Origin of the sequence: Streptomyces beigongshangae (genome assembly GCF_019710745.1) — a bacterium.
In the GTDB taxonomy this organism is placed as follows: domain Bacteria; phylum Actinomycetota; class Actinomycetes; order Streptomycetales; family Streptomycetaceae; genus Streptomyces; species Streptomyces beigongshangae.
The window spans coordinates 23,061-36,196 of sequence record NZ_JAHKJW010000009.1; the positions used below are offsets into that span (position 1 = coordinate 23,061).

Genomic DNA, 13,136 nt, shown 5'->3' on the forward strand with positions numbered 1-13,136 from the left:
TCAGCCGGCCCCGATGGCTTCCCCCACCGGCCCAAAGAGCGCCGACGACACGGCGGCGCTGCTGGCGGAGATACAGCAGGTCGCGAACGAGGCCCAAGTGGTGGTCGCGGCGGGGGCCGGGTCCGACGGCGCGAGCTCCGACCTCGCGTCGGCCTGGCAGCAGTACCGTGCACTCGCCGAGCACCAGGCAGACGCAACGAACGCGTTGTCGGTGCAGGCGGAGGCGCTCCGTGCCGAGCAGGAGGAACTCACTGCCGCGGCCGCCCTACGGGCCGAGGAAGCCGCAGCCCTGCAGGAGAGGAGTGCCGCGCTGGATGCCCGCGCGGAACTCCTCGACCGCAAGGAACGCGATCTGTCCGACCGCGAGCAAGCGGCCGAAGCGGTATTCACCGAACGCCGCCTGGAGGCAGGCCGAGAGCTGGAGGCCTGGCTGACGGAGCAGCGCCGAACGGCAGTGGCCGCCATCGACACCGAACGCCAGGACCGACAGGCACGGTGGAGCGAGGAGCAGCGTCGCCTGGCCGACACGCAGACGGCCCTGGACCAGCGGGAGAGTGAACTCGCCCAGCGCGAGAGAGATCTGCGATCCGCCCGGCTCCGGCTGGACGACGAACGTGAGGACATCGCCCACCTCAAGGCCGCCCTCAAGGAGCAGCAGGCCACCCGTGCGGAACGGTTCGAACATGAGGTGACGAGCCGCACCGGCCAGTTGCTTCAGCAGATGGAGGAGAGCCGGCGCAAGATTGCTGTCCTCACCGAGGGGAGCGAACGTCTGAGCGCCCGACTCAACAAGTACGACGGCGCACTGGCGTGCCTGGGGGGCATGACCCTGGAGCAGGTCGTCGAGCGCCTGACCGAGCTTCGCGCCGAGAACGCCCGTCTCCTGGAGGAGAACGCCGCCGCGCCACAAGCCGACGCCCTCCTGCTCGAGCAATTGCGGCAGCGAGTCACGCGCCTCGCCGCCGATAACGAAGAGCTGGTGCGGGAGCGCGGGGAACTGGAGTCCGCGCTCCAACGTGATCGCATCGCGGTCAACGAGCGTCAGAATTACGTCGAACACAACAACTGGTTGCGCGCTGCCAACGACCAACTGCAGCAACTGCTCAACGAGGAAGCAGCCAAACTCCGAGCCACGGCCCAGGTCGGCAAGGAAGGTCAGGCTTTTCCGGCCTGCTCGTACATGGACCGGGAGTTCGGCACACCCCGGCCCTTCGACACACGTACGCCGGCTATGCCCGAGCTGGTGCACCAGATGCAGGCGGTCATCCGCCGGCAGACCGGACTCTCCTACCGCCTGTCCGACCTGCGCCTGGCCCTGGCGGGCATGGCGATGAGCCGTCTCCATCTCTTCCAGGGCATCAGCGGGATCGGGAAAACCGGTCTGGCCCGCGCGCTTGCCGTCGCCTTCGGGAGTGACACCAGTGCCGCCGTGGTGCCCGTCCAGGCCGGCTGGCGCGACCCGCAGGACCTCATGGGCTACTACAACAGCTTCGACCGGATCTTCTACGAATCCGAGTTCACCAAGGCTCTTTACCGTGCCCAGTGCCCCGCTTTCAAGGACCGGCCCTTCTTCATCGTCCTCGACGAGATGAACCTCTCCCATCCCGAACAATACTTCAGCGGAGTACTGTCGGCCCTGGCCATCAAGGATCGGCCCAGTCTGGCACTGACCACGGCACCGGTCAGAAACCCTGCCAACCTGATCATCGGCGGAACGCACATAGCCGTCCCGGACAACGTCTGGTTCATCGGTACCGCCAATCACGACGAGACAACCGTCGGCTTCGCCGACAAGACCTACGACCGGGCCTTCGTCCTGGAGCTGCCCTGGCAGCACCCGGACGTGCCGGAGACGGCACCCGTATTCCCGGAACCGCTCGGCCATCAGGGTCTCACCCAGTCCTTCGACAAGGCACAGGCCACCTACGGCGCGCAAGCCGACGGCATCATCGAATTCCTCGACACCCACTGGCGCGGTCGCCTCGCGGAGGAACTGCGCATCGGGTGGGGCAACCGGCTTGAGAGGCAGATCAGGCAGTTCGCACCCGTCGTGGTCGCCGCCGGAGGCAGTCCGGGTGAGGCATTGGACCATCTTCTGGCCACACGCATCCTGCGCTCGGTCCGCGGACGGTACGACATCCATACCGACACCCTCGACACACTGCGCACCAACCTCGTCGAAAGCCTTATGCGGTTCGACAGCGCTCACGAACCGGCGGCGACGCGACGGCTGCTGGACGACGAGCTCCGCTCGCGTGGTCGGCAATGAAGCGGGAAGCAGTCGAGCCAGAACTCGACTCCCTCCTCGTCCGCCATCTTCTAGCCCTCTCGGCGCGTCTCAGCGAAGCCACCACGCTCGGCGACTGGCTGGCCATGTCGCCGATCATCCTCGATGTCACCGAGGAGGCAGATGCCTTGCCGCTGGAGGACACCTTCGAGCGCGAGTCCGGTGCGCTGCGCGCGGTCTGCCACCGCCCGTACACGCGTCTGCGCACAGTGGAGGAGGTGGTGCCGACGTCTCGGGCCCGCTCGATCGCTTCCGGCGCTGCGGCGCGCCTGGCTTCCCGGCCCGAGGACTGGGCCTCGCACACGCTCGCCGGCGTGCGCCCCAGCCGTCTGCTAGCCCGGCGCAGCGAGGAGGACGCCGACATCTACGAGAACCGAGTCGCTGTGGCTGTCCTCAATGTAATGCGGTCGCATCTGCAGCAGCGGATCGCCCAGCTCAGGGACCTCAGCAGGATGGTGGACGATGTACACGGTCTGCTCATGACCTCGGAGGAGACCTCCTGGCGTGCCCGGTGGGACCTGGCCGGGCTGCTGAGAAACATCGAGGACTCCGGTCGGCAACGGGCGGCCGCGGGAACGCGCCTGCGGACACTGGAATCGCTGCTTGCGGTAGTGGAGATCATGCTGAGTTCGCCGTTGGCGCGCGCGGTCGACCACCGCTCCGCACCACCCCGCGAACTGCATCCCACGAATTTGCTCAGCAGCGACCCGCACTACCGCAGGGTGGCCTCGCTCTGGCAGGCCTGCATCACCATCGCCACCGTACGCCCCGGAGAGGCCGAGACCGCCCGGCGCCGCCAAGAGATCCGCGTCGCCTTCGAACGGTTCACCGGTCTCCTGCTGCTCCTCGCCTGCACACTGCTCCAGGCGACCCCGGACGCCCATCAGCCGGCCCCTGCTCCCGGCCGGACCACCCGCTTCCGCATGCGCGGTGAGCAGTTGACGGTCACCTGGTCCCGGACAGGCGACTTCACCCTTCACTGGCGTGACCGCCAGGCGCTGCGCGTCATTCCGCTCACGACCGACCTGTGCACGGCTCCCGACGCAGCCTCCATCGCCATGTCGATCTCAGGCGTCCGCCGAGAACGGCCGGCCACTGAGTGCGACGACCTCATCGTCCATCCGGGATTGCTCCGGGAACGCCAGGAAGCAGACCCCAACGTCGCCGGGGCCGCGTATCGGATCGGGCACGGCGACGGCGATGCGTCCGGGCAGCATGTCGGCGTTGCCCCGCTGTCCCCACTGGACATCTTCAGCGTCAGCCGTCTGGTGCGGGCCGTCCAATGGGCCACCTTAGGCGCCGACGCGCGCCGCTACCCTCTCACCGTCTCCATGCCCGCTGGCATGCGTTCCACTGTGGCGAACTGTGACTGGCTCAAGCCTCGTCCTGACGGTGTGGCGGTCGTGCGCGCCCCAAGCTCGGGGGAGCTGGAGCAGTTCTCCGTCCTGCTCAAGACGGCCCAAGGGCGGCACGGCAGTAGTCGAGCAGCGGAGCACGACGTCCAGCGACTGCGGACTGTTTCCGAGACGTTGAAGGACGCAGCCGTCCAGGCCGAACTGCTCGAAGTGTGCCCGGTGTGTGCCAAGACCGGCTCTCAGCGCCAGACCGTGTTCGAGCCCCGCGAAGGCGGCCTGTTCGCAGCACTCTGCTCCGCGTGCCGCACCCGATGGGAGCTCCGCCGCTGCCTGGCCTGTAGACAGACCTTCCCTCTACTGGAACCGGATGGCTCCGCCGCTACCGGAGCCCCCGAGTCCGACCTCGATGGCCGTCTCGGTGGCGCTTTCCTGGCAGTCCCGTGCTGGGCATCGCAGGGCACCGGTCAGTTCATCTGCCCAGCGTGCAGCACCTGCGGCCAGGCGACTCGAGCCGTTTCCTGCCCACGCGGATGTTCAACTCCGGCACCACGCTAACTGAGCGTTTGGGCTTTTTCGTTGCAGCCAGTTGGGATTGGCAGGCGTGTCGGCTCGGGACTGAAGAGGCTGCTGAGTCGACCGGTGCGGGATCCGGCGGGAGAGGACCGTCTCGTCCTGACATCTCCTGTCTCCCAGGACGACGCGATGCTGCCCCCTTCTGCCCCCTCGCCAGCCGGCCGCCGCGCAGTACATCGAAGACGTGACTCCCGCGACGGGCACCCCAGCGATTTGTCCGACTACAGTGCCCCGGGATGCGGAGCTATCTCCTCGAAGGTGGGTGCGTCGGCCAGACGCGCAGGTGAGTCCGTGAACATGCACCGGGCCCGGATCGCAGCCGGGGTCGAGGAGGGTGGAGAACTCATCCGTCTACCGGCCGTGTCCGTCCAGTGTCACAACCGCGAGGGACAGGACTTGGTCCCGGCCGAGCCTCAACCCGGAGGTCTCCACGGCCACCGACGCCCAATCATGGAAATACTCGGGCAGCGTGGTCCACTTCGGGCTCGCTAACAGCAGGCTATCTCGGGCTCCCCTCCCGGTGCGGCAAGCGGCACACAGCGCTCTCGCGCTCATGATCGCCGGGCGGATTTTCCATGTACAGGGCACTCTTGCGGCGGGAACTCGCAAGGAGCTCCGCCACCGCTCGGGGCAACACCCGTCCGTCGGACTACCGATCCCAGTGGCCCACTTCGCCTGCGAGGGAGCTGGGGCGGTGGTTCGTCAGCCGGGCGAGGCCAAGGGGCGAATAAGGGCCGCACCACGACCGCACATCGGGGCGGAGCCGGGAAGAGCGTGAGTACCCGGTGCGGCCGCGCACCACGGCCCCTGACAGTTGGTGCGGCCGGACATGGCCCATACAGTCATGCCTCGCCGACGCCCCTCAGGAACGACAACCGGACTTGACGGTCGGCATTGTCGATGTTCGTGTCGACCAGGCACACCGACTGCCACGTCCCCAGTTCCAGCCGGCCGCCGATCACCGGCAGTGTCGCGTGCGGCGGCACGATCGCCGGGAGGACGTGGTCGCGGCCGTGGCCGGGGCGCCCGTGGCGGTGCTGCCAGCGGTCGTCCGCCGGGAGGAGGGTGTGGAGGGCCGCGAGCAGGTCCTCGTCGCTGCCGGATCCCGTCTCCAGGACCGCCACGCCGGCTGTCGCGTGGGGCACGAAGACGTTGAGCAGGCCGTCGCGGCCGCCCGCCGCTTCCCGGAGGAATGCCTCGCACTCACGGGTGAGGTCGACGACCGTCTCCTCCGATCCGGAGGTGATGTTCAGGACACGGGTGGTGAAGGCATCGGACATGGAACAATCCTCGCCCATCCACCGGGTTTCACACCCGCTTCCACACCGGCTTCCCCGCTCGCGGTGCCCGCGTGGCGGTGGTCACCGGACCGGGCCGTACCGGGAAGATCCGTGCTTGCGGCGGAGTTGGTAGAAGTGTGAACGACATCGGAGCGCAGGTGCGGGAAGTCGACGTCGTCGTCGTGGGTGCCGGCCAGGCGGGTCTGTCCAGTGCCTACCACCTGAGGCGCACCGGCCATGAGCCGGAGCGGGACTTCGTGGTCCTGGACCACGCGCCGCGGCCGGGCGGTGCCTGGCAGTTCCGGTGGCCGTCCCTCACGTACGGCAAGGTGCACGGCATGCACGCCCTGCCGGGCATGCGGCTGACGGACGCGGATCCGCGGCGGCCCTCCTCCGAGGTCGTCGCCGAGTACTTCGACACGTACGAGCGCGCCTTCGGCCTGCGCGTACGGCGGCCGGTCGACGTGCGGGCCGTGCGCGAGGGCGACGCGGGCCGGTTGCTCGTGGAGACCACGGACGGTACGTGGTCGGCGCGGGCGCTGATCAACGCGACGGGCACCTGGGACCGGCCGTTCTGGCCGCGCTACCCCGGCCAGGAGACCTTCCGCGGCCGGCAGCTGCACACCGCCCAGTACTCCGGCCCGCAGGACTTCGCCGGCCGGCGCGTCGTCGTGGTGGGCGGGGGCGCCTCCGGTACGCAGCATCTGCTGGAGATCGCGCCGTACGCCGCCGGGACCACCTGGGTGACACGGCGGCCGCCGGTCTTCCGGGAGGGGCCGTTCACCGAGGACGTGGGCCGGGAGGCGGTCGCCCTGGTCGAGGAGCGGGTCCGCCGGGGGCTGCCGCCGAGGAGCGTCGTCTCGGTGACCGGGCTGCCGCTCGACGACGCGGTCCGGCAGGGCATCGCGGACGGCGTGCTGGACCGGCTGCCGATGTTCGACCGGATCACCCCGGACGGCGTGGAGTGGGACGACGGGCGCCGGGTCGCGGCCGACGTCATCCTCTGGGCGACCGGTTTCCGCGCGGCGGTCGACCATCTGGCCCCGCTGCGGCTGCGCGAGCCGGGTGGCGGCATCCGTGTCGAGGGGACCCGGGCGGTCGCCGATCCGCGGATCCACCTGGTCGGGTACGGGCCCTCGGCCAGCACCATCGGCGCCAACCGCGCGGGACGGGCGGCCGTACGGGACATCAGGCGGCTGCTGGCGGAGGCACCACGGACCGCGCCCGCCCCGGTGGAGGCGAGTGGCTGACGGCACGGGCGGGCCACGGGCGGGGGAGCGCGCGTCCGGCGGAGCGGCAGGACGGCGCTCACCCGTACCCCGGCTCAGCCCGGTGACGGCGGGGCGCTCCTGGCGACGCGGTTGAACTCGGCGATGTTCCTCCTGTGCTCCTCGTAGTCGGCCGTGAAGCGCGTGTCGCCCCGTTTGACGGTCACGAAGTACAGCCAGTCGCCCCGGGGCGGCGTGACCGCGGCGCGCACGGCCTTCTCGCCCGGGTTCGCGATCGGCGTCGGCGGCAGCCCCATCCGCGCGTACGTGTTGTACGGGCTCTCCAACTGGGCGTCGCGCCGGCTGGTGCGGAGCGTGCCGCGGTTCAGGGCGTAGTTGATGGTGGAGTCCATCTGCAGCGGCATGCCCCGGTCGAGCCGGTTGTAGATCACCCGGGCCACCTTGCCCATGTCCGCCTCGGTGGCGGCCTCCGCCTGGACGATGCTCGCGACGGTGACCGTCTGGTAGGCGTTCATCGCGTTGCGCTCGGCCCCGGCCGTGACCGTGCCACCGGTGAACTTCTTGTTCGCCGTCCCGACCATGCGGGAGAGCAGGGCCTCGGGCGTCGACCTCCCGTCGATGGGATAGGCCGCCGGGAAGAGGTACCCCTCGGGGTTGCCGCCCGCGTCCTCCGGCAGCTTGAGGCGCGCCTTGCGCAAGGACTTCCTGCTGGTGCCCGCGGGCAGCGCGAGTGCCTTGTCCATGGCCTCGTACACCTGGCCGGAGCGCCAGCCCTCGGGGACGACCAGGACCGGGGGGTCCTTCTGGGCGTCCGTGCTCAGCAGCGGTACCGCGACCGCGGTGGCGGCCACGACGGCTCCGGTCGCGATGAGGGCGGTCCGGCCCCGGCGCGTCAGCCGGACCGTTCCCCGGGGCGGAGTGGGGGGAGTGTGGGTCTGCATGCGGGCACGGTAACCCGCATATCGTCACAAGATCGGCATATCTTTACGGTGTCGGCTCCAGTTGGGTGTCCCTGCGGACCAGGGCGGCGTACCGGCCGTCCTGCCGCAGCAGCTCCTCGTGCGTGCCGCGTTCGACCGGCCGGCCGCGGTCGAGGACCACGATCTGGTCGGCGCCCCGGACGGTGGACAGCCGGTGTGCGATGGTGAGCGTCGTCCGGTTGGCCGACAGCGCGTCGACGGCCTCCTGGACGGCCCGCTCGGTGCGGGTGTCCAGGGCGCTGGTCGCCTCGTCGAGGATCAGCACCGGCGGGTCCCGGAGGATGGTGCGGGCGAGGGCCAGACGCTGCTTCTCACCGCCGGAGAACCGGTGCCCGCGCTCCCCCACCACCGTGTCGTACCCGTCGGGCAGGGAGACGATGTGGTCGTGGATCTGCGCGGCCCTCGCGGCGGCGCGCAGCTCCTCGTCGGTGGCGTCCGGCTTGGCGAACCGCAGGTTGTCGGCGACCGTGGCGTGGAAGAGGTACGTCTCCTGGGAGACGACGCCGATCCCCCGCGCGAGGGTGTCGAAGTCCAGGTCGCGCACGTCCACCCCGTCGAGGGTGACACGGCCGGCCGTGACGTCGTACAGGCGCGGCACCAGATGGCCGAGCGTGGACTTTCCGGCGCCGGTCCGGCCGACCACGGCGAGACTGCTGCCGGCGGGCACGGTGAGGTCGATGCCGTCGAGGACCGGGCCGCCCTTGTCGTCGTAGCGGAACCCGACGCCCTCGAAGCGCACTTCGCCCCTGACCCGGTCGAGGTGAACCGGGTGCTCGGGCTCGGTGATGTCGACGGGCAGGTCCAGGTACTCGAAGATGCGCTGGAAGAGCGCGAGCGATGCCTGTATCTGGACGCCGGTGGAGAGCAGGCTGACGGCCGGCCGGAACAGTCCCTGCTGGAGCGAGACGAAGGCGACCAGGGTGCCGAGGGAGACCGAGGGCCCGCCGAACCGGAGGGCCAGGCCGGCGGTCCAGTAGATGACGGCCGGCATGGCGGCCATGACGATGCCGATGACGGCCATCCGCCAGCGCCCCGCCATGTTCGACCGGACCTCCAGGTCGACGAGGCTCTCGGACTCCTCGGCGAAGGAGCGGGTGAGCGAGTCGGAGCGGCCCATCGTGCGGCCGAGCAGGATGCCGCTCACGGAGAGCGACTCGGTGACCGTGGCGGCCATGACCGCCATCTGTTTCTGGCGCTGGGTGGTGATCTTCTTGCGTTCGTCGCCGACCCGGCGGCTGATCCACACGAACACCGGCAGCAGGAGCAGCGAGACGACGGTCAGGCGCCAGTCGAGGGCGACCATCGCGACGACCGTGGCGACGACACCGGTGAGGTTGGAGACCAGCGAGGTGGCGGTCGAGGTGACCGTCGCCTGCATCCCCCCGATGTCGTTGGCGATGCGCGACTGGACCTCGCCGGTGCGCGTCCGGGTGAAGAAGGCGAGGGACATGCGCTGCAGCCGGTCGTAGACGGCGGTGCGCAGGTCGTGCATGACGCGCTGGCCGACCGTCGTGGAGATCAGCGTCTGCAGGACGCCGAAGACCCCGCCGAGGACGGCGCTGAGGATCATGCCCGACGCGAGCAGGGTCAGCAGCCCGGTGCGGCCCTGCGGGATCGCGGTGTCCAGGATCTCCTTGAGCAGGAAGGGCGTGGCGACCGAGACCAGGGACGCGGCACCGACGAGCAGGCCGACGACGGCCAGCCGCCCGCGGTAGGGACGGAAGAGGGCGAGGATGCGGCGCACCTGCCGGGGCTGTCCGGCCCCGACGGGCGGTGGCGTCCAGGTGATGTCGTCGTGGCGCATGGGCTCCTACGGGAGGTGAGAGGGCGGGCGGGAGGTGCGGGGGCCGGGACCGACGGAGGACAGCTCATTGTTACCTATACTCATAGTGAACTGCATCCTGATATTGTTCCCGTCATGGACACCCCCGACGCCGACGGCCCGCTCGCCGAGCAGTTGCTGCGGCTGACCCGCCGTGTGCACCGCATCCAGAAGCGCCATCTGGAAACACGGGGGCTGGGCGTCACACCGGCCCAGTCACGGCTGCTGCGCACCCTCGCCCACTACGACGCCCCGCCGCGCATGGCCGACCTGGCCCAGCGGCTGGAGGTCGTGCCGCGGGCCGTGACCACCCTGGTCGACGGCCTGGAGGCGAGCGGCAAGGTACGGCGGGTCCCGGACCCCACCAACCGGCGGGTCATCCGCATCGAGCTGACGGACGACGGCCGGCTGACCCTGCGGGAACTGCACGGTGCGCGCCGTGCGGCCGCCGAGGACATCCTGGCCCCCCTCACGGAGGACCAGCGCACGGTACTGGGCGGACTGCTGGACACCCTGGTCGACGGGGCGGGCACGGCGGCCGGCGGAACGTCCTCGGAGGTGCGCGGGGCGGATCCGACCCGGGAGCCGGAGCACGGCTGCTGACCGGAGTCCGGGACGGCTGCCGACCGGAGTCCGGGACAACTGCCGGTCGAGGCCCATGCATGTACGGCTGCCGGTCGAGGCCCGTGCATGTACGGCTGCCGGTGCAAGTCCGGGCACGGCCGCGCACCGGGCACGGGGCCCGGAGCGTTCCCGGGCGGCGGCCCGGCTGTGGCCGCCGGGGCACCGGAGCCGGGGCGCCGGTGGACACCGGACCGACCGCTCTCGCACCCGTGCCCGCCGTCGCCCCAGGGGCGGAACCACGCTCGGCGTGCCCTTCCGGGGACGCGGCGGGCGATCCCGGACTTCAGCCGCGGGCCGCGGAGGAGGGAGCGGCCCGGCAGGGACTCCCGCCCCCGGAGACCGCGGGGCGGTCGGGGGTCGTGAGGACGCCCTGGACGGTCACCAGGCGCCGGTCGTAGCACCCGTCCGAGCCGTACAGCCGGTAACGCCCGCTCGTCGTCGCGACGGCGTGCCGCTGGTCGCGCGGTACGTTCGCGGTGTAGGTCGCGTCGCCCGTGTAGCCGTCGTCGAGCCGGTACCACGCGGTGCGCCGGCCGCCGCGCGTCTCCACCGCGTCCGCCCGGTCCCCCAGTGACAGCACGGTCCGCAGCCGGTCGCCCGTGCCGAGCGTCGTGGTGCCGTCCATGGTGTACGTGCGGTCCGTGCGGGTCGTCACGGCGGGTCCGCGTCCGTCCACCGTGACCCTCTCGTCGTCGGTCCAGGTCCCCTTGAGCGCGTCCGTCTCCTCGCCTTCGGTCCAGCGGTGCACGGACGTGTGGGCCAGCTCGCGCCCGACCGTGGTCGTGACACGGCCGTGCGAGGTGTCGACGTACCCGGACACGCTCAGCCGGTGACCGGCCGCGGTGTCGAGGCGGTGTTCCCGACCGGGGGTGTGGGTGGCGGAGTTCGCGGGGGCGCCGGCCTCGTGGGCGGTGAGCCTCCCGGTGACGTGCGCGCTCTTCGCGTCCTGCCAGACGAGGACGTTGACCGGGGTGCTCCAGCCGCTCTGTCCCTCGGGAACGCCCGCCACGGAGACGTCGATCCGGTGCGGGCGGCCGTCGTTGAGCAGCCCGGCGAACGGCGTCAGGTCGTACTCGACGGGCTTGACGTCGAAAGCGCGCGGGCCCGGGATCACGTACCAGAGGAAGGGGTTGGACCAGCCTCCGGTCCACACGGTCGGGAACGGCGCGGCGATGCCCGCGAGTTCGCCGTCGACCTTGATCTGGACCTCGCGGTAGGGGCCGCCGGACGCCTTGCAGGAGTAGGGAGCGGCGTCGGGCACCGTCAGGTACCAGTACTCCTCGCAGCCGCCGCCCGACCCCGTGGCGTACACCTCGGCGACGATGCGTTCGCTGTTGCGGGGCGTGGTGAGGGCGCCGTCCCGGAGGCTGAGCACACGGTCGGGGACGGCGGCCTTCACGGCCCCGGCCCGCGGCTCCGTGGCCGCGGCCCGCTGCTCCGTGGCCCCGGCCCGCCCTCCGGCCGCGTAGAAGGTCAGGGTCACCTTGACGTCGAGGACGCCCGTGTAGGTGTCGTCGACGACGTTGCCGATCAGCATCTCGACGTCGTGACGCCCGCGGAACGTGTCGCTGTAGCGCGTGACGTCCTTCTCCACCGACCACTCGATGCCGTCGGGCGAGGGCTGCGGGGTGGAGGTGCGGAAGATCTCGACACCGCCGACGTGCAGGTGGCCGAGGCGGTCGTACTGCCGTCCCGCGACCTTGCCGTCGAGCCGCAGCACGACCTTGCTCCAGCGGTCGCCGCAGCCGCGCGGTGGTGCGTACGCGCCCCTGTAGGGCGTGAAGTCACGGAACTGCGCCTCGGCGACCGTCACTTCGCAGGACCGGCCCGCGGGCCTGGTGACGGGCGGGGCTGCGGTGAGGGGGTCGTGCCAGTCGGTGCCGAACTCGGCGGGCGGGTCGGCGGGCCGGGCGGCCGACGCCTGGCCCGTTCCGAGGAGGGTGCTCGCCATGAGGGTCGCTCCGGCGAGCATGGACATGATAATCCGTCTTCTCATGAGCGGTGTTCTACGGGGAGTCGGCCCGTCCCGCAATGCGGCCCCGGCCCTCAGGCCCTCAGGCCCTCGGGCCCTCATGCCCTCATGCCTTCAGGTGCGCCTTGTCCCCCATCACCACGACCGGGTCACGGTCCGGGTCGAGGGTGCGGAGCAAGTACTCCATCCCCGACTCGGACAGGCTCACGCACGCCGACGTACCGCTGCCGTGGTCCATGTGCAGCCAGATGCTGCCGCCCTTGGACCGGCCCTCGGGACGGGTCGGGTCGTTGGGCGAGGTGCCCTTGACGCGGTTGTAGTCGATGGCGATGACGTGATCGAAGTCGTGCCAGTGGGACTTGGCCCAGTGGTGCGGGGCCTGGAAGCCTGCTGACTGCGTGTAGGGGAGTTCGGTTCCGGGGTCGGCCAGGACGCCGCCGGCGTCGCTGAGCGTGAAGACCCCCACGGGGCTGCGCTTGTCGCCCTCGCGGTGGTCGGTCGTCCAGCCCTTCTTGCCGTTGTGCCCCTTCCAGCTGCGGGTCCTGTCCCAGGTGGAGCCGGACTTCGTGTAGAGGACGATCGTGGAGTCCGCCGAGTCCTCGCCCTGTCCGTAGACCGCGACGACCTGACGGGAGCCGGCGGGAATCTGCCTCTGCAGCCTGTCCCCCACGCCGGGGATGCGCTTGAGGTCGACGGTGCGCGCCTGTTCGGGCCGCGCTCCCCCGCCGGCCCGCCCGTCGCTCTTCTTCCCGTCTCCGCCGTCCGGACCGCCGCAGGCCGCCAGGGGCATCACCAGGGCACCCAGGACCGCGGCCACGGCCGTCGTGCGTTTCGCACCGCGTATTGGCATGCCGTCCATCGTCGCACCGTGACCCGCGCGGTCGCGTCCGCCCCTCGGCTTCCCTGCCGGTTCCGGGCGTTGCGGGCCGAATCTTTGCCCCCTGACGGAAAACCGTTTGCCTGCGGACACGCTGCGACGCGAACCTTGCACGGTTTGTTGCCCCCGCTCCGTAC

The 13,136-nt window shown here is 70.7% G+C and carries 9 protein-coding genes and 1 pseudogene; 4 read left to right on the plus strand and 6 right to left on the minus strand.

The window, feature by feature from the left end:
- Window positions 1-13: 13 nt before the first annotated feature.
- Window positions 14-2,269: a hypothetical protein gene (locus KM933_RS08935; protein ID WP_221350000.1), complete on the plus strand. Its 2,256-nt coding sequence runs from the start codon at window positions 14-16 to the stop codon at window positions 2,267-2,269.
- Complete coding sequence (locus tag KM933_RS08940) at window positions 2,266-4,197, plus strand: DUF2357 domain-containing protein (RefSeq protein ID WP_221350002.1); 1,932 nt, start codon at window positions 2,266-2,268, stop codon at window positions 4,195-4,197. The genes KM933_RS08935 and KM933_RS08940 overlap by 4 nt, the downstream gene beginning before the upstream one ends.
- Before the next feature lie 242 nt (window positions 4,198-4,439).
- Here KM933_RS08940 and KM933_RS40560 read toward each other — a convergent pair.
- Window positions 4,440-4,770 (minus strand): annotated as a pseudogene (locus KM933_RS40560) (exonuclease domain-containing protein); the annotation flags it as partial.
- Between the two features lie 287 nt (window positions 4,771-5,057).
- Window positions 5,058-5,495 (minus strand): secondary thiamine-phosphate synthase enzyme YjbQ, encoded by a 438-nt coding sequence (locus tag KM933_RS08945; RefSeq protein ID WP_221350004.1) that lies wholly within the window; start codon window positions 5,493-5,495, stop codon window positions 5,058-5,060.
- Between the two features lie 137 nt (window positions 5,496-5,632).
- Between KM933_RS08945 and KM933_RS08950 the strand changes: the two genes are divergently transcribed.
- Complete coding sequence (locus KM933_RS08950; RefSeq protein WP_308013312.1) at window positions 5,633-6,745, plus strand: NAD(P)-binding domain-containing protein; 1,113 nt, start codon at window positions 5,633-5,635, stop codon at window positions 6,743-6,745.
- A gap of 74 nt (window positions 6,746-6,819) precedes the next feature.
- Here the strand turns inward: KM933_RS08950 and mltG are convergent, their stop codons facing one another.
- Window positions 6,820-7,665, minus strand: a complete 846-nt coding sequence (gene mltG, locus KM933_RS08955) for an endolytic transglycosylase MltG (RefSeq protein WP_221350006.1) — start codon at window positions 7,663-7,665, stop codon at window positions 6,820-6,822.
- Window positions 7,666-7,708: 43 nt separating this feature from the next.
- Complete coding sequence (locus tag KM933_RS08960; RefSeq protein ID WP_221350008.1) at window positions 7,709-9,508, minus strand: ABC transporter ATP-binding protein; 1,800 nt, start codon at window positions 9,506-9,508, stop codon at window positions 7,709-7,711.
- Between the two features lie 114 nt (window positions 9,509-9,622).
- On the opposite strand from KM933_RS08960, the gene KM933_RS08965 reads away from it, so the two are divergent.
- Entirely contained in the window at window positions 9,623-10,129 is a 507-nt protein-coding gene (locus tag KM933_RS08965) for a MarR family winged helix-turn-helix transcriptional regulator (RefSeq protein WP_221350010.1), read from the plus strand.
- 304 nt (window positions 10,130-10,433) lie between these two features.
- Here KM933_RS08965 and KM933_RS08970 read toward each other — a convergent pair whose 3' ends face one another.
- Complete coding sequence (locus KM933_RS08970) at window positions 10,434-12,146, minus strand: peptide-N4-asparagine amidase (protein WP_221350012.1); 1,713 nt, start codon at window positions 12,144-12,146, stop codon at window positions 10,434-10,436.
- Between the two features lie 82 nt (window positions 12,147-12,228).
- Window positions 12,229-12,972, minus strand: coding sequence for a L,D-transpeptidase family protein (locus KM933_RS08975; protein ID WP_221350014.1), 744 nt, complete (start codon window positions 12,970-12,972; stop codon window positions 12,229-12,231).
- Window positions 12,973-13,136: the final 164 nt, after the last annotated feature.